13 protein-coding genes are annotated in these 22,463 nt (G+C 77.2%); 10 read left to right on the top strand and 3 right to left on the bottom strand.

Annotation, left to right across the window (positions count from 1 at the left end; all coding sequences use genetic code 11):
- The first annotated feature begins 71 nt into the window (after window positions 1–71).
- Entirely contained in the window at window positions 72–1,151 is a 1,080-nt protein-coding gene (locus ACSHWO_RS03905; protein ID WP_438310059.1) for a GNAT family N-acetyltransferase, read from the top strand.
- On the opposite strand, the gene ACSHWO_RS03900 is transcribed toward ACSHWO_RS03905, so the two are convergent.
- Both ACSHWO_RS03900 and ACSHWO_RS03895 read right to left on the bottom strand, forming a co-directional pair.
- The gene (locus ACSHWO_RS03900) at window positions 1,145–1,558 is read right to left on the bottom strand and encodes a peptidase inhibitor family I36 protein (RefSeq protein WP_385804304.1); all 414 of its coding nucleotides are present in this window, start codon (window positions 1,556–1,558) and stop codon (window positions 1,145–1,147) included. The two genes, ACSHWO_RS03905 and ACSHWO_RS03900, sit on opposite strands and share 7 nt — an antisense overlap.
- On the bottom strand, window positions 1,551–2,492 hold the full coding sequence (locus ACSHWO_RS03895; protein WP_438310058.1) for a hypothetical protein: 942 nt from the start codon (window positions 2,490–2,492) through the stop codon (window positions 1,551–1,553). Before ACSHWO_RS03895 ends, ACSHWO_RS03900 begins: the two co-directional genes overlap by 8 nt.
- Window positions 2,493–2,644: 152 nt before the next feature.
- Between ACSHWO_RS03895 and ACSHWO_RS03890 the strand changes: the two genes are divergently transcribed.
- The 4 genes from ACSHWO_RS03890 to ACSHWO_RS03875 all read left to right on the top strand — a co-directional run bounded on the left by ACSHWO_RS03890 (window position 2,645) and on the right by ACSHWO_RS03875 (window position 8,556).
- Window positions 2,645–5,503, top strand: a complete 2,859-nt coding sequence (locus ACSHWO_RS03890; RefSeq protein WP_438310057.1) for an nSTAND1 domain-containing NTPase — start codon at window positions 2,645–2,647, stop codon at window positions 5,501–5,503.
- A gap of 140 nt (window positions 5,504–5,643) precedes the next feature.
- The gene (locus tag ACSHWO_RS03885; protein ID WP_438310056.1) at window positions 5,644–6,642 is read left to right on the top strand and encodes an isopenicillin N synthase family dioxygenase; all 999 of its coding nucleotides are present in this window, start codon (window positions 5,644–5,646) and stop codon (window positions 6,640–6,642) included.
- Window positions 6,643–6,767: 125 nt separating this feature from the next.
- Complete coding sequence (locus ACSHWO_RS03880; RefSeq protein ID WP_438310055.1) at window positions 6,768–7,976, top strand: alpha/beta hydrolase family protein; 1,209 nt, start codon at window positions 6,768–6,770, stop codon at window positions 7,974–7,976.
- Window positions 7,977–8,022: 46 nt separating this feature from the next.
- A complete protein-coding gene (locus tag ACSHWO_RS03875) occupies window positions 8,023–8,556 on the top strand; it encodes a GNAT family N-acetyltransferase (protein WP_385804294.1) in 534 nt (177 codons plus the stop codon).
- Window positions 8,557–8,656: 100 nt separating this feature from the next.
- On the opposite strand, the gene ACSHWO_RS03870 is transcribed toward ACSHWO_RS03875, so the two are convergent.
- On the bottom strand, window positions 8,657–9,403 hold the full coding sequence (locus ACSHWO_RS03870) for an HNH endonuclease family protein (protein ID WP_438310054.1): 747 nt from the start codon (window positions 9,401–9,403) through the stop codon (window positions 8,657–8,659).
- A 235-nt stretch (window positions 9,404–9,638) separates the two neighbouring features.
- On the opposite strand from ACSHWO_RS03870, the gene ACSHWO_RS03865 reads away from it, so the two are divergent.
- From ACSHWO_RS03865 to ACSHWO_RS03845, 5 genes are all read left to right on the top strand, one after another.
- Window positions 9,639–10,508 carry a DUF4132 domain-containing protein gene (locus ACSHWO_RS03865; protein WP_385804290.1) on the top strand — a complete coding sequence of 290 codons (870 nt, stop codon included), beginning with the start codon at window positions 9,639–9,641 and terminating at the stop codon, window positions 10,506–10,508.
- Window positions 10,505–15,475, top strand: a complete 4,971-nt coding sequence (locus tag ACSHWO_RS03860) for a DNA-binding protein (protein ID WP_438310053.1) — start codon at window positions 10,505–10,507, stop codon at window positions 15,473–15,475. The genes ACSHWO_RS03865 and ACSHWO_RS03860 overlap by 4 nt, the downstream gene beginning before the upstream one ends.
- A 137-nt stretch (window positions 15,476–15,612) precedes the next feature.
- On the top strand, window positions 15,613–16,776 hold the full coding sequence (locus ACSHWO_RS03855; protein WP_438310052.1) for an ATP-binding protein: 1,164 nt from the start codon (window positions 15,613–15,615) through the stop codon (window positions 16,774–16,776).
- Window positions 16,773–20,495 carry a DUF5682 family protein gene (locus ACSHWO_RS03850; RefSeq protein WP_438310051.1) on the top strand — a complete coding sequence of 1,241 codons (3,723 nt, stop codon included), beginning with the start codon at window positions 16,773–16,775 and terminating at the stop codon, window positions 20,493–20,495. Before ACSHWO_RS03855 ends, ACSHWO_RS03850 begins: the two co-directional genes overlap by 4 nt.
- Entirely contained in the window at window positions 20,492–22,402 is a 1,911-nt protein-coding gene (locus ACSHWO_RS03845) for a hypothetical protein (protein WP_438310050.1), read from the top strand. Before ACSHWO_RS03850 ends, ACSHWO_RS03845 begins: the two co-directional genes overlap by 4 nt.
- The last annotated feature ends 61 nt before the right edge of the window (window positions 22,403–22,463 follow it).

Here is a 22,463-nt window from a genome sequence, read left to right as displayed (position 1 = left end):
TCCGGACGCGCGGCCCCGGTTCGCCCGATATCCGCTGGCCCGGGCACCTGCCGCATCCTAGGGTTCCGCCCATGAAGATCACCGGCGCCCACGCCATGGACCGAGCCGTTTCCCTCGTCACGCGGGCACTGCGCGACGTGTCCCACCTCGACTGGACCGCGCCCGCGGCCGGACTGGAATGGAGCTGCCACGACACGGCCGTCCACATCGTCAACGACTTCACCGTGTACGCCGCCCGCCTCACCGCCCGCGCGCAGGGCCCCATGGAGGCCGAGCGGTACACCGCCCCCGGCGCCCCGCCCGCCGAGGTGATCGGGGCCGTCGCCGCCACCGGCGCCCGGCTGACCGCCGCCGTGACCGCGGCCGCCCCCGGCGACCGCGCCTGGCACCCGTACGGAACGGCCGACGCCGAGGGCTTCGCCGCGATGGGCGTCGTCGAAGCGCTGGTCCACACCCACGACGTCCTCGACGCCCTCGGCGCCCGCGGCTTCGCCCCCGACCCGGAGCTGTGCACCTTCGCCCTGGACCGGCTCTTCCCCCACACGCCCCGCGACGCCGCCGCCCCCTGGCCGACCCTGCTCTGGGCGACCGGCCGGACCGCCCTCCCCGGGCTGCCCCGCCTCGCCGCCTGGCGCTGGTACGCCGACCCCGTCCCGGCCGGCGACCGCGTCGTGCTCTGCGAGGTCACCCCGGACGTCGCCGGCGACCTCCGCGACGGCGGCAGCGGCGGCTTCGCCTGGCCCGCGGACGGCCCCGCCGAGGGCACCCGGTTCGCCGCCGGGATGACCGCCACCGCCTACCGGGACGGCACGTACCGCCCGGGCTGGGGCGCGTACGCCGTCATCCGCACGGACGACCGCAGGGCCGTCGGCGGCATCGGCTTCCACGCCGCCCCCGACGCCGACGGGAACACCGAGGTCGGCTACGACCTCGTCCCCTCGGCCCGGGGCAACGGCCTCGCCACCGACGCGCTGAACGGCCTGGCCGCATGGGCCTTCGGGCAGCCCGGCCGGGCCGTCCTGCACGCCTCGGTCGACGAGGACAACGCCCCCTCCCACGGGGTGCTCGAACGGGCCGGCTTCGAGCGCACCGGAACCGCCGGAGGGCAGGTCCGGTACGCCCTGCGGGCCCCGGGAGGCGGCGGTCAGTAGCCGCAGTTGTTGACCCACTTGTGGGAGGAGATCCGGTCGTTCCACTCCCACGGGACGTTGCCGGCGGAGCCGTTGGGCGCACAGGTGGAAGCCCCGCCGTAGTTGATGTCCTCGTAGACGCGGACGTCCCCGTAGGAGCCGGCGTAGCCGTTGTTCCACCAGGACGACGCCTTGTCGTTCATGTCGAAGGTGCCGGTGGCGCCGCACGTGCGCCAGTCGGTGTCGTTGCCGGCCCAGCCGCACGAGGCGCCGCCGCGGTTGGTGTGCTCCCAGACCCAGTAGTTGCCGTCCGCGGCGAGGCCGGAGGCGTCGGCCGGGGCGGCGCCCGCCGTGGTCAGCACGGCGGGAACGGCCAGCAGCGAAACGGTGAGCGCGCCGGCCAGGAACAGGCTGCGGTACTTACGCACGGGACCCTCCAGAGGTCTCGGTGGTGGTGTCGTGCTCGGACTGCGCGAGGCGCCGCGCCTTCGGCAGCGCCTCGCTCTGGAGCCGCCACCTCAGCGTGAGCTCCGCCCGGTACCGGGTACGGAGCTCCTCGCCGTAGGCGCGGTCCAGGGACTGGGAGACCCGGGCCAGCGGGGTGCCGGTCGCACAGGTCGCTTCGACGACGGCCAGCTCGGCCGCGGCCGCGTCCGCCTCGGCCGGAGGCAGTTCCTCGCCCCACCGGGCTGCGGCCCGCCGGGACTCGTCGGGGGTGGCGTGGGGCCGGCCCGCCGCCTTCATGCACGCCGCCCACTCGGCGACCGCCCCGGCGTAGCGCGCGTCCTCGAGGACCCGCGCCTCCCGCACCGGCCGCAGGTTCATCGTGACGACCTTGACCCGGAACCAGGTCGCCGGATCGCCGTACAGGGTGCGCTGCGCGTCGGCGATGCAGCCGTCCGCGGAGGCGGTGATCGTCACTCCGGTCGGCGCCTTCGCCGACAACCCCACGGGGGCGGCGCCCATCAGCGCGGTACGTGCGGCCGCGCGCCGGGCCGCCGGCAGCTGCCGGAAGTACCGCTGGTTGGGGTCGTCCTCGCGGGCCCGGGCGGCGGCCCGCTCCTCGGCGCCGCCGTAGCCGTGCTCCCGGGCCCACGCGACGTCGTCCACGACGTACGGGAAGGAGCGCGCGCCGTCCTGCGGCACCTCGGCCACCTCGTACGGGAACCCCCGCGCCGCCATGCACCGGCTGATCAGGACCTGCTCGGCCCGCGCCAGCGTCCGGGACTCGGCGGCGCTCGGCTCGCGGGCGTCGGGCCCCCGGGCGGGGGACCCGCAGCCGTCCAGGACCAGGACGACGGCCAGGGCCGCGGTCGTGGCGGTGGCGGCGAGCGCCGCGGCGGCGATGCGGTGTCGGTCCACCCGGGCTCCTTCCTGACGCGGTGCGGTGTGCGGTCGACCCAGGTGTAGCGGCGATCCGTTGTCCGGCGTCGGGGGGGTGCGGGCGAACAAACAACCGCCGAACAATCCGCACGGGGAGGCAGGAAACCGGTCCTCCGGGGAAGGGAAGGGGCATGGCCCGCAAGGAGCGCCCCCTGGACGACGGCGACGGACCGCTGCTGCGGTTCGCCGCCGCCCTGCGCCGCCTGCGCCACGACGCGGGCTCCCCGCCGTACCGCCGCCTCGCGGCCAGCGCCCACTACTCGGTGGCGACCCTGTCCGAGGCGGCGGCCGGCCGGCGGCTGCCGAGCCTGGACGTGACCCTCGCCTACGTCCGTGCCTGCGGCGCAGACACGGGGGAGTGGGAGCGGCGCTGGCACGCCGTCGCCGCCGAACTGTCCGCCGGGAGCCGCGACCCGGCCGTCGAACCCGCGGACGGGCCGGGCGCCGACCCGCCGCAGGACGCCCCCGAGGGCGTCCCGTACGTCGGCCTGTCGGCGTTCCGGGCCGAGGACGCCGGCCTGTTCTTCGGCCGGGAGCGGCTCGTCGAGGACCTCCTCGCCACCCTCGCCCGCCACCGGGTCGTCGCCCTCGTCGGTGCCTCCGGAGCCGGCAAGTCCTCCCTCCTGCACGCCGGACTCCTGCCCCGGCTCCACCGGGACGCCCCGCACACCGCGGCCCGCGTCCTCACCCCGGGACCGGACCCCCTGGGCCGGCTGGAGGAGGCCCTCGCCGCCGCCCGAGAGCCCGCCACCGCCGAAGAACTCGTCCTGGTCGTCGACCAGTTCGAGGAGGTCTTCACCGTCTGCGCGGACCCCGCCGCCCGGGCCCGGTTCATCACCGCCCTGGTCGACGGGGCGCAGCGGCCCGGCTCCCGCTGCCGCGTCGTCCTCGGCGTCCGCGCCGACTTCTACGCCCACTGCACCCGCCACGCCCCGCTCGTCGCCGTCCTGCGCGACGCCCAGACCGTCGTCGGCCCCATGACCGCGGCCGAACTGCGCCGCGTCGTCGTCGAACCGGCCCGCAGGGCCGGCCTCACCGTCGAAGGCGCCCTCCAGGCCACCCTCGTCGCCCACGCGCACGGACAGGTCGGCGCCCTGCCCCTGCTGTCCCACGCCCTGCTGGAGACCTGGCGGCGCCGCCGCGGGGCGGCCCTGACCCTGGACGGCTTCCACGCCGCGGGCGGCTTCGAAGGGGCCCTCGCCCAGTCCGCGGAAGCCCTGCACGCTTCCCTCACCGGCCGCCAGCAGCAGCTGGCCCGGCAGACCTTCGTCCACCTCATCGCCCTCGGCGAGGGCACCGAGGACACCAAACGGCCCGTCGCCCGCGACGAACTGCCCTCGGACGCCGACACCGCGACCGTGCTGGCCCGCGCCGCCCGGCTGCGGCTGCTCACCCTCGACGACGGCCGGGTCGAACTCACCCACGAGGCCCTGATCCGCGCCTGGCCCCGGCTGCGCGGCTGGCTCACCGACGACCGCGAACGCATCCGGCTGCACCGCCGCCTCACCGAAGCCGCCCGGGCCTGGGAGCACCTGGGGCGCGACCCCGGAGCCCTCTACCGCGGCACCCGGCTCGCCCTCGCCCGCGACCTCGCCGCCGGCCACGCCACCGAACTCACCGCCGCCGAGCGGGACTTCCTGGACGCCGGACTCGCCGCCGAGGAGGCCGCCGGGAACTCGGCCCGGCGCCGCGCCCGCCGCCTCGGCTACCTCGTCGCGCTGCTCGCCGCCCTCGTCGTGGTCGCGGGCGTCGCCACCGCCAGCGCCGTCCGGGCCGGCGCCGAAGTGACCCGGCAGCGCAACGACGCCGTCGCCCGGAACCTCGCCGACAGCACGGGCGACCTCACCACCACCGAGCCCGGGCTGGCCGTCCAGCTCAGCCTGGCCGCGTACCGCCTCTCGCCCACCCCGAAGACCCGCGACAGCCTCGTCAGTGCGCTGATGACCACGCTGCCGGCGCACCCCAAGGAGGTCGTCGCGCTCGCCTACCGCCCCGACGGCCGGCAGCTGGCCACCGCCAGCGGCGACCACACCGCCCGACTGTGGCGGACCCGGGGCACCGACCGGCCCGAACCCGTGGCCACGCTGACCGGGCACGGCGGCGACGTCCGCGCCCTCGCCTACCACCCCGACGGCCGCACCCTGGCCACGGGGTCCGCCGACGGCACCGCCCGTCTGTGGGACGTGTCCGACCCGGCCCGACCCACCGCACTGGCCTCGCTGACCGGACAGGGCGGCGAGGTCCGCGCCCTCGCCTACAGCCCCGACGGGCACACGCTCGCCACCTCCGGCAGCGACGGCAGCCTGGGCCTGTGGGACCTGGCCGACGCCGCCCGCCCCGTCCTCCTCGCCCGGCTCGCCGGCCACCGCGACGCGGTCCGCGCGGTCGCCTTCGCCCCCGACGGCCGCACCCTGGCCAGCGCGGGAGAGGACGCCACCGTCCGGCTCACCGACGTCACCGACCCGCGCCGCCCGACCCCGCTGGCCGCCCTGGAGGGCCACGACACCGCCGTGTTCTCCGTCGCCTTCAGCCCCGACGGAGCCGTCCTCGCCTCCGCGGGCGGCGGCCGCTCCCCGATCCGGCTGTGGAACGTCGCCGACCCGCGGCGTCCCGCCCCCCTCGCCACCCTCACCGGTCACACCGACGTGGTCGGCGCCGTGGTGTTCAGCCCCGACGGCCGCACCCTGGCCAGCGCCGGCGACGACCGCACCGTCCGCCTGTGGAGCGTGGCCCGCCCCGCCCGCCCCGGGCTGCTGACCACCCTCACCGGCCACGCCACCGCCGTCGGCTCGGTCGCCTTCAGCCCCGACGGGGCCGTCCTCGCCTCCGGCGGCTTCGACACCACCGTCCGGCTCGCGGGAACCGACCTCGCCCGGGTGATCGCCGAGGCCTGCGCCCACACCGGTCCCCGGATCACCCGGGCCCAGTGGACCGCCCACCTCCCGTACGTCCCCTACTCGCCGCCCTGCGCCGGACTGGAACGCCCTTGACGGGACGGGCCCCCGCCGGCGGGCGGGCGCGTCCGCGATCCCCCGTCGAGCCCGGTGGCCGCGTCCACGGGCCGGGCGGCCCGTCACGGCGCTAGCCTCGATGGCGGACGTCCGGCAACGGCTCGGAAAGGCAGGTCCCCATGGCGAGTTCCCCGCGTGCGGCGAGCGGCGGGGGAGCGGGCTACCCGATCCCCGTGATCGACCTCGGGCCGTGGCGGTCCGGCGACCCGGCGGCCCGCGCGCGGACCGCCGCCCAGGTCGACGGGGCCCTCAGAGCAGCCGGATTCCTCCTGGTCACCGGGCACGGAATCGACCCGGCACTGCCCGCCCGGATCCGGGCCGCCGCCCGGACGTTCTTCCGGCTGCCCGCGCCGGTGAAGGAGCCGTACGCGGTGACCGTCGGCGGCCGCGGCTGGCTCGGCCCGGGCGCCGAGGCCAACAGCTACGCCGAAGGCGCCGCCTCCCCGCCCGACCTGAAGGAGTCCTGGTCCTGGGCCGCGGACGAGCCCACCGGCGACCCCGCGGTGGACGCCGAGTGGTTCCGCCCGAACGCCTGGCCGGCCGAAGTGCCCGGGCTCCGCCCGCCGGTGGAGGAGTACCTCACCCGGATGCGGGCCCTGTCCGACGAGCTGCTGGAGCTCCTCGCCGGCGCCCTCGGCCTCGACGGGGACCACTTCACCCGGCACACCGGCCACCCCACGTGGGGGTTCAACCTCAACTGGTACCCGGGCACCGAGGTCGTCGGCCCGCCGCTGCCCGGCCAGTTCCGCATCGGCGCGCACACGGACTTCGGCACCGTCACCGTCCTCGACCGCGAACCCGGCGCGGGCGGGCTCCAGGTCCACACCGACGCCGAAGGCTGGCAGGACGCCCCGTACGACCCGGCCGCCCTCACGGTGAACATCGGTGACCTGCTGGCCCGCTGGACGGGGGACCGGTGGCGGGCGGGCCGCCACCGGGTACTGCCGCCGCCCACCGACGCGCCCGCGGAGGAACTCCTGTCGCTCGTGTACTTCTACGAGTGCGACCCGCACACGCGCGTCGAGTCCCTGCCGGAACCGATCGGCCGCGTGGCCCTCGAGCCGGTCGACTCCCACGCGTACCTGCGGGCGAAGCTGGACGCGATCAGCGTCTCCTGACACCGCGCCGGCCGCCCTCCCGTCCGTCCCCCTCGGGACGGACGGGAGGCCCTCCTGCGGGCGGAGCCCGGGATCCGCCTGCGAGACGACGATCAACGGGCCGTCCGTTGCGTAGCGTCGACTGCATGAACCGACGCCGAACCACCGCGGCCGCCGCGTTAAGCGCCCTGCTCCTGCCGCTCGTCCTGACCGCCGCCGGGACCGCCTCCGCGGCCGGGCCCGCCCCGGGGGCTCCGGCCGCGTCGGGCGCCGTGGCCGCGGCCGCCACCACCGGTCTGGTGCTGCCCGAACTGCCCCGCCCGAGCGGCCGGTTCGCTGTCGGGCAGGAGACCCTCCACCTCGTGGACCACGACCGCACCGACCCCTGGGCCGGGTCCGGGCCGCGCGAGCTGATGGTCACCCTGCGCTACCCGGCCCACCGCGGCACGGGCGGGCCAGTGGCCCCGTACCTCACCGGCGACGAGGCCCGACTCCTCCTCGCCGACCGGGGCCTGGAGCAGCAGGTCCCGGCCGAGAGCCTCGCCGGGACCGAGGCGTACGCCCGCTCCGGAGCGCGCCCCGTCGCCGGACGCCATCCCCTGGTCGTCCTCTCGCCCGGCTTCACCGTGCCGCGCGCCACGCTCACCGCGCTCGCCGAGGAACTCGCCTCCCGCGGCTACGTGGTCGCCGCCGTCGACCACGCGTACGAGACCGCCGGCACCAGCTTCCCCGGCGGGCGCGTCCTGACCTGCAAGGCCTGCGAGATCGTGCAGCAGACCCGGGACTACCGGCCGGTGGCGGACAACCGGGCCCGCGACGTGTCCTTCCTGCTGGACCGGCTCACCGGCCGGCACTCCGACCGGCGGCACGCCGGGCTGATCGACCGCAGCCGCATCGCCGTCGGCGGCCACTCGATGGGCGGCTCCGCGGCAGCCGCCGTGATGGCGGCCGACCCGCGGGTCCGGGCCGGCTTCGACATGGACGGTGGACTGTTCTCGCCCGTTCCCCAGGGCGGACTGCACGGCCGGCCCTTCCTGCTGCTCGGCGGGGCCGGCACCGTCCCCGGCAGCGCCCCCGACAACCCGGCCGGCTGGGACGCCAACTGGCCCCGGCTCGACGGCTGGAAACGCTGGATCACCTTCGCCGACTCCCACCACTTCACCTTCACCGACTGGCCCGCCGTCAGCGACGACCTCGGACTGCCGAGGATGACCCCGCTGCCCGGTGACCGCTCCGTCGAGCTCACCCGCCGCTTCGTGGGAGCCTTCCTCGACCTTCACCTCAGGGGCATACCGCAGCCGCTGCTTGACGGACCCGCCGCCGAGGTGCCCGAGGCCCGCTTCCACCAGCCCTGACCGCGCCGATTTCCGCAGGCAGGGGGCGTTTCGGCAGGATGGGTCCATGACCGAGATCCGCACCCCCCGCCTCCTCCTGCGCCGATGGGACGACGACGACCTCGTCCCCCTGTCGGAGATCAACGCCGACCCGGCGGTGATGCGCTGGACCGGCGACGGCACCCCGCTCGACCTGGAGCAGACCGCCGACGAGATCGAGCGCTGGGAGGACGAATGGGACGAGGAGGGCTTCGGCCTCTTCGCCGTCGAACTGCTCGCCTCCGGTGAGCTGATCGGCGCGGTCGGGCTGTCGGTGCCCGAGGAACTGCCCGAACTGCTGCCCGCCGTCGACATCCGCTGGCGCCTCGGCCGCCCGTACTGGGGCCAGGGCTACGCCTCCGAGGCCGCCCAGGCAGCCCTGGAGTTCGCCCTCCAGGACCGCGGCCTGGACCGGGTGATCGCCGTGGTCCGGGCCGGTGACCGGGCCTCCCACAACGTGGCCGACAAGCTGGGCATGGCGCCCGAGCGGGAGGCCACCGACCCGGAGCACGGGCACCTGCTCCAGGTGTACGGCATCGACCTCACGGAATACGACGGCTGACCGGGCACCAGCCACCCTTCCGCCCGCCCACCCGCCTGACCGGGCGGGTGGGCGGGTCGGCCCGGGTGGTGCTCCCGTCCGGCACCCTGCCGCGGTGCCGTCAGGCCGCGCAGGTGTCCAGCATCGTCGTGAGCACCTTCTTCTCCGCTTCCGTGACCGTCAGCCCGTAGGCGGACTTCACCGTCGTCCACGCCCGCCCGTAGACGCACCAGCTCGACCGGTCCGGCGGCTGCCACAGGTCCGGGCCCTGGTCGCCCTTCGACCGGTTCGACGCCGCCGTGACCGCCAGCAGCTGGGGGCGGGCCAGGTCGTTGGCGAACGCCTTCCGCTTGGCGGCGTCCCACGCGGCCGCGCCGGAACGCCACCCCTCGGCGAGCGGCACCACGTGGTCGATGTCCATCTTCGCCGCGTCGGTCACCACCGCCCCGTCGTAAAGGCTCTTCCACCTCCCGGAGACCGCCCGGCACTCCGCGTCCTGCACCACGTCCGCGCCGTCGCGCCGGAGCACCACCTCGCGGGTGTCGCACGCCCCGCCCTGCTCCGCCCAGTGCGTGAACATGGCCCGGCTGTATCCGGCCATCGTTCCCCCGGGCGCCACCGTCAGCCCGGCCAGCTGCGTACGGGCCACGGCGACGCCCGCCAGGCCCGGCAGGAGCTCCCCGCCGCCGCCTGCCGGGCCGTCACCGGCTGTCGGCGGCGCCGCGGACGACCCGGTCGGCGCCGGCGCCGGGGGCGGCGCGGAGGGGGAGCCGGTCCGGTCGCCCGTACCGTTCGCCGTGCACCCCGTCGCGGCCAGCAGCAGCGAAGCCGCCAGCACCGCGCCCCGCACCCGTGTCTGACGTCCCATGAACCCCACCCCGAGACCCCGGTTCGCGCACTGTCTCGAAAACAGTACCCAGAACCGGACATTCAGCCCAGTGCCCGGCTCCGGCGGCAGCCCCTCGCCCCCGATCCGAGCCCCCTGGCGGGGCGTTGTCAGTGGCCCTCGCTAATCTCCCCGCATACCGCAGCTCAGGGGGGCTTTTCGGCCGTACCCGACGCTGCGCGGAATCGGATCGGGCAGGCGGAAGGGCGCGAGGCAGATGGCTTGGCTGGCGGCGGGCGAGGGATACGAGATCGCCCTGGTGGAAGGAAAGGTGGCGGCGCGGTCCACCACCGGGCGCACGGCGGGACGGCAGCTGAAGTCACTGCCCAAGGCGCTGCGGGACCACCCCGAGGTGGACCGGCTGCGTCGGCTCGCCGAATGGCTCGACCGGCACGAGGCGGCCTGCATCGCCCAGGTCGACACCTGGATGGTGTCCTCCCTGCCCGTACCCACCGCGCTGTTGGCCCGGGTCTGGCCGGACGAGGCCTGGCAGAACGCGCTGCGCGACCTCGCCGTCGTCGGTGACGACCCCGACGAGGTGGGCTTCCTGCGCGACGCCACCGCCTCCGGCGAGCTGAAGGTGGTCAACCTCGACGGCGAGACCGTCCGGCTCTCCCCGCGCACCGTGACCCTGCCCCACCCCGTGCTGCTGCCCGACCTGGACGACGTACGGGACTTCGCGGCCGAACTCGGCATCGTGCAGCGCGTCGAGCAGATCCACCGGGCGACCTGGCTGAAGCCCGAGGGGCTCGCCGCCAAGGACACCGAGGTCCGCGACTACGCGGGCGGCGTCTTCCCCAACCGGTTCGGTCTGGCCGCCCGCGCCACCGGCCTCGGCTACCGAGTCTCCGGCGGCTACGCCACCTGCGCGGTCCGCGACACCGGCCGGGCCACCGAGGCGGCCGTCTGGATCGGTGAGCCGTACTACGAGGACGAGGCCACCACCGGGGCCCTGACCTGGCACGACGAGGACGGCCGGGCGGTACGCCTGACCGAGGTCGGACCGGTCGCCTGGTCCGAGGGCATGCGCATGGCCGCCGCACTGTACGCCGGACGCAAGATCGAAGAGGGCAAGGACGCACGATGACCACCACGACCACGACCACGAACGCGGCCCCCGGCACCACCGCGACCGGCACCGCGACCGAGGCCGCACTGCTCCTGAAGGCCGGCGCCGTGCTCCCCGTCGGCACCGACGGAGCGGGCCCCTCCGCCGTCGACCTGACCGCCCGCAGCTACCACCACCCCGCCCTGCCCGACGGCCGCGTCGTCGTCCGGCTCGCCGCCGCCGAACTCGGTCCCGCCGAGGACCTGGCCGCCGGCTTCCTCGGTCTCGTCCCCGACGAGGGCGAGCCGCCCGTCGTCGGCCTCGGCCAGCGCCAGGCCCTCGGCTTCCCCGAATGGGTCCTCGTCCACCACCCCGAGGACGGCCACCACGCCCTCGCCGTCGTCCCCGAACTCGACCGGGTCGCCCGCCAGGCCAAGACCAAGCCCAAGGCCGCCCTCGACGCCGTCCACGAGCTGGCCGGCCGGCTCGGCGCCGCGGTACCGCACTTCCTGCCCGTCTTCTACGAGCAGGCGGCCCGCCTCTTCCTCGCCGTCGAGAACACCGCGTACGCCTCCCAGCTCTTCGGGCGCGCCCGCACCAGCGAGGCCCAGCACGGCCTCACCGTCGACGAGGACCGCCTCGACGCCGTCTTCCTCGAGTTCGCCCTCGTCGGCGCCCTCCCCGTGAAGGTGCTCACCGGCTACGCCAAGGAGCTCTCGGCCCGCGTCAGCCCCGCCGAGGCCCACGCCCGCTTCCGCCGCCTGTGCGTCCGCCGCACCGCCGGCGGCCTGCCGCCCTCCGCCCAGGCCGCGACCGAGCTGCGCCGCCTCGCCCGGGCCGCGGGCCTGACCGGCAGCCAGGCCGAGCAGGACTACCTTGCCGAGCTGCTGCCGCTGCCCGCCACCCTGCGCGCCGCGTACGGCTGGTGGAAGGCGCACCGCACCGCGCTGACCGCCCTGGCCCGCCGCGAGCCCGCCGTCCGCGGCGCCCTCCTCGACCTGATGCCGCCCGGCGGCGGCGACGGCGAACTGTCCGCGCTGTGGCTGGACATCCTGGAGGAGTCCGGCGCCACCGCCGGGCTCATCGACGCCGGACTGCCCGCCGAGCAGCGCTGCGCCGACGGCGCCGCCGGCTGGCTGGAGCGCTTCCACCACGCCCGCCACACCGGCTGGGGGCAGCGCCCCACCCTGCCCGCCCTCCTCGACCTCGTCACCCGCGCCGCGGACCGGCTGCGCGCCGACCTCGCCGAGCCCGGACGCGAGGCCGGGCTGCGCATCGGCGTCCAGGACGTCGACCTGCTGGACCTGCTCCTCTCCCTCCGGATCCCGGTCGCCGACCCCGAGGAGAACCCCCGCTCGCACTACCGCCACAACCAGCTGAACCTGTCCGACTGGGCCCGCGCCGACCAGCGCCGCGACCTGCTCGCCCTCGCCGCCGACCAGCGGTTCCGGCCGGCGTTCCGCCGCGCCGTCAACTCCTACGGCGACGCCAACTCCGGCGCCGACGTCATGCGCCGCCTCGCGGCCTCGCCCGGCGGCCGGCCGATGCTCACCGAATGGATGCAGGAGGTCGCCCGCAACTCCAAGGCCGCCGGCCTGCCCGGCCTGCCCGACGCCATCAACCGGCTGACGTGGCTCCCCGCCGAGGCCCTCGAACTCGCCCGCGAGGAGGTGGCCGACGCGGCCGCCGCCGACCTCGGCGAGATCCTCGCCCGCACCTTGCGCGGCGGCCTCTTCGAGGAGTACGTCTGGCCCGCCTTCGAGGAGGCCGTGGTCGAACTCGCCGACCGCAAGGCGCTGCACCGCGGCAACCTGACCGTCGTCGAGGCCTGGCCCCACCTCATCGTCGCCAACCCCGTCCAGGTCCGCGTCATCGACGCCGACTCCACCGTGCTCACCCACGACCTGCGCGTGCCGGCCGGCGGCTCGTACCAGTACGGCTTCCACTACGTCGACGGCGCACTGCTCGTCTTCTGGTCCACCTGGGGAAGCGAGGTCCGGGGCTACTGGCACACCGACCCGCAGAACGTCTTCACCCTCAGGACCGACCGCTCCCACTGGTCGCTGCGCTCCGACGAGATCAGCCTGCCCCTGCCCGGCGGCGGCCGCACCGTAGGCGGCGGCGTCCTCCACGCCGGGGACACCGAACTGCCCCCCGAGCAGGCCCTGCTGTCCGACGGCACCTCGTACTGGGTGTGGCGGCGCCGCGAACAGGACAAGCCCGCCGGCTGGTGCGAGTACAACCCAGCGGACGGCACCCACGGCCGCTTCTCCCAGCCCGCCTTCCTCACCGACGTGCTCAGCGCCCACCGCGGCCACGACGACTTCGGCGCCCATGCCGCCTGGCTGCGGCCCGCACCCACCGTCGAGGGCTCGGCCCTCGGCACGCCCGCCGACGGCCTCCTCGGCTGGTGCGCCGTCCGCGTCAAGGGCGACGGCTGGTACGGCCGCGACACCGCCGGCCGCACCGTCCGCCTCCCCGAGGACGCCCACATGCCCGCCGCCGCCCTCGCCCTCCCCGGCGACGACCGGCCGCGTGCCCTCACCCACCGCTGGCGCGAGCTGAGCATCACCGACCCCGACGGCGTCGTCACGGTCAAGACCAGCGGCGACTACCGCAACGAGGGCCTCGCGACCGGCAGCGTCACCCTCCCGCCGGTGCCCTTCTGGTACGCCCTGCGCCCCCGCGACCCCGAGGGCTCCGCCGCCCTGCGCGCCGCCGACCGGGACACCGTCGCCGCCCTGATGGCGGCGGCCGCCGCCGCGGAGAAGGCGTCCGACCTGCCCGGTCTGGTCGGCGCCGCCTTCCCGCAGGTCACCGCGTCCGAACTGGTCGGCGGCATCATCGAGGTGCTGCGCTTCGCCCTCACCCAGCAGAAGGCCCTGGACGGCATCGCCGCCCGCCTGGACTCCGCCGCGGCCGACGGCCCCGGCGAACCGGAGGGCCCCACCGACCAGCTCGTCGAGAACGCCCTGCGCGGCGTCATCGGCACCGGCTACTACCACTGGGGCGCCGAGCGCGACGTCGCCCACCAGTACCTGCACCGCCTCGCCGCCGCGATCACCGACACCGGCGCCACCGCGGTGCCCGGCCGGCTCCACTTCGACACGCCCGGACTCGAGTACTCCGGGCTGCCGTTCACGCCGATGCTCGACCACCCCGCGGCCATCGCCTACCGGGCCGTCGCGCCCGGCGCCACCGACGAGCAGCGGGCCGCCCTGTGCGGACTGCTCGGCACGATCGACGCCCTCGGCCTGGCCTCCGCCGCAGGATCCGCCGACCGCTGGCGCCGCGTCCTGGTCCACCTCGACGACCACCACCTGAGCACCCCCGACGGCCTGGGCCGCAACGTCTCGCACCGCAGCCTGCTCCCGCTCGGCGGCGGCGCCGTCCTCGCCCTCACCGAGCACACCGAGAGCGTGCCCGCAGGCGGCCGCGAGTTCGGGGCCCTGCTCCACGACCCGTCCGGCCGGTTCGCCGTCCCCGGCCCCTACACCCTGCGCGGCGAGGCCCCCGTCGGCGACCGCGAGCGCGACCCCGGCTGGCTGACCGCCTTCCTCACCGAGGCCGCCGCCCGCGGCCCTGTACCACCGCGGCCCGAGGCCGCCGACGCGTTCGCGCAGCTGACCGGCGTCTCCGCCACCACGGCCAGGCTGCTCCTCGCCGGCCTGCCCAACATCGACAGCTACGAGCACCACTTCCTGTCGGCCGAACTGCGCACGACCCTCGGCGTGAAGGCCGCCGACGCCAAGCACGCCCGCACCGAGCTCAAGGCGCTCGACATCGACCTGCGCCGGTCCCTCGTCGCGGCCCTGCTGCCCGCAGACCCGGCCCGGCTGTGGACCGACGGCCCCGACGTCGCGGCCGCCGCCGAGCTGTGGAACCGGCGCGTGGGCCGCCGTACGCCCGTCCCCGAGTGGCTGCTCGCCGAGGCCACCCGCGCCGTGCGCACCTCCTCGGCCACGCACCGGGCCCTCGTCACGGTCCTCGACCCCGCGGCGTCCCCGGCGCTGGGCGCCGACACGGAGTGGTGGGTCCGGGGCGACCGGGTGGAGCCCAGCACACCGTGCGCGGAGCCGTTCGACGGATCGGTCCTGACCGACACCGTCGCCCTGACCGCCTGGCTCGCCCACCGGCTCCCCGCCGGCGACCCCGTCCGGGCCCTCCTGCCGCCGGCGCTCACCGCCGTACGGCAGCGGCTCGCCTCCCCCGGACTCCTGCTCGACCTGGGGTACTACGCGTACCTCCCCGACTTCCGCAAGGCCGCCGGCACCCCCACCGAGACCGCGGAGGGCTACGAGCGCTACGGCGCGGTCGTCATGGCCACCCACGACGACCGGCCCAGGCCCGCACTGCGCACCGCCCTGCTCGACTCCACCGGCTCCGACCCCTACCTGCCGGCCCTGCGCGGCGCCGACCAGAAGCCGTCCGCGGCCGAGGCCGCCCTGCGCTGCGTCCACGACCCGCGGTTCGCGGCGCTGCTCGCCGACCCGGGGACGCCGGCCGCGGGGGAGGCGGGCCCGGAGGGTACGTGGTGGCCGCAGGATCCGGGCCGGTCGGTGCCGGAGCTGGTGGCCGAGGTGCGGGCCGCGCACGGGCTGGGTGCGGATGCGGCGGTGCTGTACCTGATGCTGCTGGCGATGGCCGACCCCACGGACCGGAACACGGCCCGGTGGACGGGCTGGAAGCCGGCCCGGCTGAAGGCGGCCCGCGCCGAACTGGCCGCCACCGACCTGGTGGTGACGGCCGCCCGCACCCGGGCCGGGCGCACCCTGTTCCTCCCCGGCCCCTGGGCCGAGATGGCCTCCCCGAACCTGCCTGTCGAGCAGTGGAAGCTGCCCCTGTACGAGGGCCTCGCCCCCGGAGGCAGCCCGGCGCTCCGCGTCCTGGTGCCCGCCGAACCGGCCGCGGACCTCTACCGCCGGGCCTGGCAGCGGGTCACGGACGGCGACGTACCCCGCTTCGAGGAGCTCAAGGTCAAGCGCACCCGCACCCGCCGCCGCTGACGGCACTGCCGGCCGGCCGCACCCGCGGCCGGCCGGCGGGCTCCCGCCTCCCACACCCCGACCTGCCCGTCCCTGCCCCTTTCCCTCCCCTTCCCGTTCCCCCTTCCTTGCACTTGTTCGAGTTTCCGAGGACTCCCATGACGACCGTCACCGAAGACGCCGCCGCCACCCCGGCCCGCCAGACCCTGCCCGCCGAGGAGCGTCACGCCACCGAACTCGCCTTCCTCGCCGCCCAGGACACCGGCCCCCGCCCGCCGGGCTGGGCGCTGACCCCGCGGGCCGTCGTCACCTTCGTCTGCGGCAGCGACGGCACCGAGCTGGCCCTGCCGAAGCGCCGGGCGGGCCTGCCCGCCAAGCTGGTCATCGCCCCCAAGTTCGTCGGCGAACGCGCCCTCGTCGAACGCTGCGTCGTCACCCTCGCCGGTGAACGCGGCCTCCTCCTGACGGGCGAGCCCGGCACCGCCAAGTCGATGCTGTCCGAACTGCTCGCCGCCGCCGTCTGCGGCACCAGCGCCCTCACCGTGCAGGGCACCGCCGGCACCACCGAGGACGCCTTCCGCTACGGCTGGAACTACGCGCTGCTCCTCGCCCAGGGCCCGACCCCGCAGGCCCTCGTCGACTCCCCGGTCCTCTCCGCCATGCGGACCGGGCGCGTCGTCCGCGTCGAGGAGATCACCCGCTGCCTGCCCGAGGTCCAGGACGCCCTCGTGTCGATCCTGTCCGACCGGCGGGTCAGCGTGCCCGAACTCGCCGCCACCGAGGACGCCGTGGTCAGCGCCGCCCCCGGCTTCACGGTCATCGCCACCGCCAACCTGCGCGACCGCGGCGTCTCCGAGATGTCCGCCGCCCTCAAGCGCCGCTTCAACTTCGAGACCGTCGACCCGATCGCCGACGCCGACGCCGAGGCCACGCTGATCCGCCGCCAGGCGGTCGCGGCCGTCCAGCGCGCAGGCGCCCCGTTCGGCGTCGACGACGCCGTGCTCGACGCGCTGGTCACCGTCTTCCGGGACCTGCGCTCCGGGCGCTCCGCCGAGGGCTGGGACGTGGAACGCCCCGGTACGGTCATGTCCACCGCCGAGGCCGTCCAGGTGGCGACCTCGCTGGGCGTCGCGGCCGCCTACCTGCCCGGAGGCGACGTCCTGGACCTGCTGCCCGGCCACCTCCTGGGCGTGGTCCGCAAGGACGACCCCGCGGACCACGGCCGCCTGCTCGGCTACTGGGACGGCCCGGTCCGCCGCCGCGCCGAGGACGGCTCGGCCATGTGGCGCCGCCTGTGGGACCTGCGCGGGAGCCTGCGATGACCACCACCACCGCCCTGCCGGCGGGCGCCGCGGCGCCCGCCGCCGTCCCGGATCCGGACGCCGATCCCCGGGACACCGTGGAAGCGCTCGCCGCCTCCCGGACGCCGTACCTGCTGGGGGTGCGCCACCACAGCCCCGCCCTGGCCGCCGTCGTCCCGGCCCTGCTCGACGCCTCCGGGGCCGAGGTCGTCTGCGTCGAGCTGCCCGCCGAGTTCCAGCCGTGGCTGGAACACCTCGCGGACCCGGAGACGCAGGCCCCGGTCGCCCTCGCGGGCACCGGGCCCGACGGCGGACTGGCGTTCTACCCGTTCGCGGACTTCTCCCCGGAGCTGGCCGCGATCCGCTGGGCGCGGGCGCACGGCGCCGAGGTGCTGTGCTGCGACCTTCCGCTGTCCGACCCGCGCTGGACCCTGCGCGCGACCGCCGTCCCGGACACGGCCGAGGAACCGGTTCCGGACGCGCCCGTCGACGCCGCCCCGGACGCTGGTACCTCCGGCGGCTCCGACTCCGGGGCGCGGGCGCGTTCGTACGCGGGTGCCCTCAGCGCGGCCGGCACCGGCCGGGACGGCGACGACCTGTGGGACCGGGCCGTGGAGGTGCTGGCCCCCGGGTGCACCCCGGAGGCCGTCCGCCGGGCGGCCCTCGGCGTCGGCTGGGCGCTGCGCCAGGACGCGGCCGCCGGCGTCCCCGCGGTGGACCTGGCCCGCGAGGCGCGGATGCGCGAGGTCATCGCAGCCGCGGCCGCCGGAGGCCGGCGCGTCGCCGCCGTGATCGGCGCCTTCCACGCGCCCGCCCTCCTCGACTCCGGCTCCGGGGCGGATGACCGGGCCGCCGGGGACGGCGCCGGCCGGGCCGCCGGGGCGGTCGCGGGGGCGGGCGGTGCCGGGGCCGCCGTCACCTCGTTCGTGCCCTACTCCTTCGACCTGCTCGACTCCCGCTCCGGCTACCCCGCCGGCATCCGCGACCCGCTGTGGCAGCAGGCCGTCCTGGAGGCCGGCGGCGACCCCGAACGGGTGCGGACCGCGGCCTCCGCCGCCATCACCGGCCTGTGCCGGGAACTGCGCCGGGCCGGCCACACCGCCGGCACAGGTGAGGCCGCCGAGACCCTGCGCCTCGCCTGCGACCTGGCCGTCCTGCGCGGCCTGCCCGCCCCCGGCCGCGGCGAACTCCTCGAGGCCGTCACCACCGTCCTCGGCCAGGGCGAGCCCCTGGGCCGCGGCCGGGCACTGGCCCGCGCCCTCGAAGCCGTCCTCGTCGGCGCCGGCCGGGGCCGCACCACCCCGCACGCCCCCCGCTCCGGACTCGGCCCCGGCGTCGAGGCCGAGGTCACCGAGCTGAGGCTGCCCGGCCCCGAGGACCCCGCCCCCCGCGAGGTCCGCCTCGACCCGCTGCGCTCCCCGCTCGACCGGCGCCGCGAGGTGCTGCTCCAGCGGCTGGCCGTCCTGGGCGCCGGATACGGGGAGCCGCTCGACGTGGCCGCCACCGGCGACGGCACCGCGCTCGGCACCAAGTGGCGGCTGAAGTGGACCCCTTCCGTCCCGGCCCGCCTCGACCTCGCCGGTGTCCGCGGCGTCACCGCCGCCCAGGCGGCCGCCGGCACACTGCGCGACACCGCCCGCCGGGCCGCCGCCGACGGCGGCCCGACCCCCGCGCAGATCCTGGCCGGTCTGACCGCCGCCGCACGCTGCGACCTGCCCGAGCTGGTCACCGTACGCCTGGAGGAGGCGGCCGCCGTCCTGCCGCAGACCGCGGCCCTGCCCGAGCTGTTGGAGGCGCTGGACCTGCTGGAAGGGCTCTCCCGCGGGCACTTCCCCGTCGACTCCGACACCGTGCGCGCCACCGCGGGCGTGCTGGCCGACGAACTGCTCGACGCCGCCGTACGGGCCCTGCCCGGCCTCGCCGGCAGCGAGGACCCGGCCGACGCGCGCGCCCTCGTCGCCCTCGCCGACCGGACCGCCGCCCGGCACCTCGGCCTACGCATGGACGAGGCCCTCGCCGGGCTCGCCGCCGACGGGTCCCCGCTCATGCAGGGCGCGGCACACGCCGTACGCGTCGTCCTCGACCTCGACGCGGCCGCCGCGCTCGGCGACCGCGCCGCCGGCTGGATCGACAGCGCGACCGCCCCGGACGGCCGGCGCGCTCTGACCCGCAGGCTCGGCGGCCTGCTGGCCGCGGCCGGACCGCTGCTGCAGTCCTCCGCAGCCGCCCTGGTCCCGGTCCTCGACCGGGTCGACTCGCTCACCGACCAGGACTTCCTGGACCGGCTCCCGGCCCTGCGCGGCGGGTTCGACGCGCTCGCCCCCGCCGCCCGCGACCGGCTGCTGGCCACCGTCACCGAACGGCTCGGCGACCGCATCGACCTCTCCCTCGACGCCCCGCCCGCCCTGCTCGCCCTGTGGGCCGCCGCCGACGCCGCCGGGGCCGCCGCGCTGAAGGCCCTGCCCCACCCCGAGCACGCGGCCCCCGCCGGGAGCCCGACCGTGGCGGCGGATCCGGCCCCGCCCGCCCCGGCCGCGGATACGGCCCCTGCGGCCGAGGCCCACAGCCCCGTACGCGGTCCCGAGCCCGGAGCCGGTCCCGGAGCCGAGGCGGCCGCCGAGCCGCAGCGGCTCACCCCCGCCGACCGGTGGCGGCTGCTCCTCGGCCGGCAGCGCGACCGGCTGCCCGACGGCGCCCGCCGCTACGCCCGCGCCCTGGACGAGCTGTACGGCGCGGGCCGCGGCGAGGGCTCCGCCGACCTGGACGCCGGCGGCGGCGGAGGCCAGGAGGCCTCGTACCCCACGGCCCGCGAATGGGCCGACGAACTGCAGGCGCTCTTCGGCACGGACGTCCGCGAGGAGGTGCTCGCGGCCGCCGCCGACTCGGGCCGCACCGACGTGCTGACCCAGCTCGACCCGGCCGCCGTACGCCCCTCCGTGGAACTCCTCAGCTCGGTGCTGTCCCTCGCCGGCGGCCTGCCGGAGGCCCAGCTCGCCAGGCTGCGCCCGCTGGTGCGCCGCCTCGTCGACGAGCTCGCGAAGGAGCTGGCCACCCGGCTGCGCCCCGCGCTGTCCGGCCTCGACACCCCGAGGCCCAGCCTCCGTCCCGGCGGCCGGCTCGACCTGGACCGCACCCTGCGGGCCAACCTCGCCCACACCCGCCGCCTCGACGACGGCAGCCTCGCCGTCGTCCCCGAGCGGCCCGTCTTCAGCACCCGGGCGCGCCGCGAGGCCGACTGGCGGCTGATCCTGGTCGTCGACGTCTCCGGATCCATGGAGGCCTCGGTCATCTGGTCGGCGCTGACCGCCGCCGTCCTCGGCGGCGTCCCGACCCTGTCCACGCACTTCCTGGCGTTCTCCACGCAGGTCGTGGACTTCACCGACCGGGTCGACGACCCGCTGTCGCTGCTGCTGGAGGTCCGCGTGGGCGGCGGCACGCACATCGCGGCGGGGCTGGCCCACGCCCGTTCCCTCGTCACCGTGCCGAGCCGCACCCTCGTCGTCGTGGTCAGCGACTTCGAGGAGGGCGCACCGGTCGGCGGACTCCTCGCGGAGGTGCGCGCGCTGGCCGCGTCCGGCGCCCACCTGCTGGGCTGCGCCGCGCTCGACGACACCGGCACCCCCCGCTACTCGGTGTCCGTCGCCCGGCAGCTCGTCGCCGCCGGCATGCCGGTGGCCGCCCTCAGCCCGCTCGCCCTCGCCCGCTGGGTGGGCGACCGCCTCCGTGGAGAAAACCGTTGAGCACCGCCCCGTCGCCGCTGCCGCCCGTCGCCCCCGAGGTCCTCGCCGAATCCGTCGAGAACCTCACCGCCCGGCTGCGCAAGAAGCTCGACGCCGCCATCGAGGCCTGCACGGCCGGTAGCCCGGCCGCCGAGCCGGCCCCCGACGGCAGCATCGGCTTCCGCTTCGGCGCGGACGCCGTCGTGACCCTGCGACCCGGCCCCGGCGGCGCGGTCACCACCGCCGAACAGGCCGCCTGCAGCTGCCTGCTGGCGCCCCGCTGCCTGCACCGGGCCGCCGTGCTCGGCGCCGCCCCGCTGGCCGACGCGACACCGACCGACGCCCACGCCGAGCCCGAGCCCGTGGCCGAGCCCGAGCCCGTGGCCGAGACCGAAGCCGGGGCCGCGCCGCAAACGTCGGCGCCTGCAGCGGCCCTCGCCGCGGCGCAGCCGGCGGTACCGGAGGAACCCGCGCCGGCGGAACCCGCACCCGCCCCGGCCCTGACCGCCGCCCAGACCGCCGCAGCCTCCGCGCTGTGGCGGGCCGCCGCCGAGGCCCTCGCGGCGGGGGCCACGGCCGGCGGCGCGGTCGTCCAGGCCGAGTTGCTGCGCGCCGCCCACACCGCGCGCCTCGCCGGGCTGCCCCGCGCCGAGGCCGCCGCCCTGCGGCTCGTACGCGGCCTGCGCGCCGCCCGGGAGCGCAGCGGCACCCACCGGCTCGCCGACCTCACCGCCGCCTTCCGCGAACTCCTGCACACCGCCGCCGTCCTGGCCTCCGGGTCCGCCGACCCCGCCCTGGCCGGCAGCGCCCGGCGCGCCTACCGGCCGGGCGGCAGCCTGCGGGTGCACGGCCTGTGCCGCGAGCCCGTGCTGTCCGCGACCGGCTACGGGGGAGTGGTCACCCACCTGCTGGCCCCCGACGGGGGGCGCTACTCGGTCTCCGACGTCCGCCCCGGCGGTCTCGCCCGCGCCAGGGGCGCCGGCTCCGCCTCCGTGGCCCTCGGCGGCGCCGTCCTCGACCACGCCGGCCTGGCCCGCGGGGGGCTGCGCATCGCCGGGGCCACGGTGTCCCACGACGGCCGGCTCGGCGCCGGGCGCGGGGTGCAGGCGACCCCGCTGCCGGGCATCCGCTGGACCGAGGAACCCGTCGCCGCCCTCTTCGCCCGCCCCGCGGCCGAGGCGGTGGCCGCACAACTCGCCGACCCCGACCCGGACGCGGCCGGTCCCGCACTGCTGGGCTGCGACGTGACGGTGGTCGGCGCGGCCGGCGAGGACCTGCTGGTCCGCGAGATCCGGGCCGGGCAGGCCACGGCCGCCCCGCTGCTGCGGCTGCGGGCCGCCCACCCCCACCCGGAGCTGCCGCACGGGGAGAACCTGCGCCGCATCGCCGCCCACCCGGGCCTCGCGCTGCGCGTCCTCGGCCGGCCCGACCTGGACCGCGCCGCCACCCTGCGGCCCCTCGCCGTCGGCCCGGTGCCGGATGCGGAGCACACGCTGCGGCTGCCCGACGAATGGTTCGGCCGCGCCGACCTCGGCTACGAGCGCCTCCAGGGCAGCCACTTCCCGCCCGGCGCCGCCCCCGGGGCGGGGCCCCGCCCCGCGGACCCCGGGCCGGACCCCCTGGCCGACGCGCCGCTGTGGCGGGTGCGCCGCCTGCTGGAGACCGGGGTGGCGGGCGGGCGGCGGGCCGTCGCCGAAACTGCCCGCGGCAGCGGCTCGCAGGCGGCGTACGGGCCGCTGCGCCGGGCCGGGTTCACCACGGCCGCGGAGCTGGCGACGGCCCTGGCCGCGGAGGCGGACCGGCGCCCCCGCGACGCGTTCGGCCGCCTCACCGACCCCTCGGCCGACGGCTACGCCCGGGCCTGGCTGTCCGCGGCCACCCATCTGGCAGCCGCCGAACGGTCCCTGGTGGCCGCGTCCTGGGCCTGAACCGGCCGCGTACGGGCACGGCGCGCACGGGCGCTCAGCGCGTGCGGGCGCTCAGCGCGTG

The sequence above is a fragment of the Streptomyces pallidus (ex Mingjun et al. 2026) genome (assembly GCF_051550185.1).
GTDB lineage: Bacteria > Actinomycetota > Actinomycetes > Streptomycetales > Streptomycetaceae > Streptomyces.
This window is presented reverse-complemented; position numbering and strand designations above follow the sequence as displayed.

Coding starts and splice junctions, on each gene's coding strand:
- ACSHWO_RS03905 (WP_438310059.1), top strand. CDS start 72: ATGAAGATCACCGGCGCCCACGCCATGGACCGAGCCGTTTCCCTCGTC.
- ACSHWO_RS03890 (WP_438310057.1), top strand. CDS start 2,645: ATGGCCCGCAAGGAGCGCCCCCTGGACGACGGCGACGGACCGCTGCTG.
- ACSHWO_RS03885 (WP_438310056.1), top strand. CDS start 5,644: ATGGCGAGTTCCCCGCGTGCGGCGAGCGGCGGGGGAGCGGGCTACCCG.
- ACSHWO_RS03880 (WP_438310055.1), top strand. CDS start 6,768: ATGAACCGACGCCGAACCACCGCGGCCGCCGCGTTAAGCGCCCTGCTC.
- ACSHWO_RS03875 (WP_385804294.1), top strand. CDS start 8,023: ATGACCGAGATCCGCACCCCCCGCCTCCTCCTGCGCCGATGGGACGAC.
- ACSHWO_RS03870 (WP_438310054.1), bottom strand. CDS start 9,403: ATGGGACGTCAGACACGGGTGCGGGGCGCGGTGCTGGCGGCTTCGCTG.
- ACSHWO_RS03865 (WP_385804290.1), top strand. CDS start 9,639: ATGGCTTGGCTGGCGGCGGGCGAGGGATACGAGATCGCCCTGGTGGAA.
- ACSHWO_RS03860 (WP_438310053.1), top strand. CDS start 10,505: ATGACCACCACGACCACGACCACGAACGCGGCCCCCGGCACCACCGCG.
- ACSHWO_RS03855 (WP_438310052.1), top strand. CDS start 15,613: ATGACGACCGTCACCGAAGACGCCGCCGCCACCCCGGCCCGCCAGACC.
- ACSHWO_RS03850 (WP_438310051.1), top strand. CDS start 16,773: ATGACCACCACCACCGCCCTGCCGGCGGGCGCCGCGGCGCCCGCCGCC.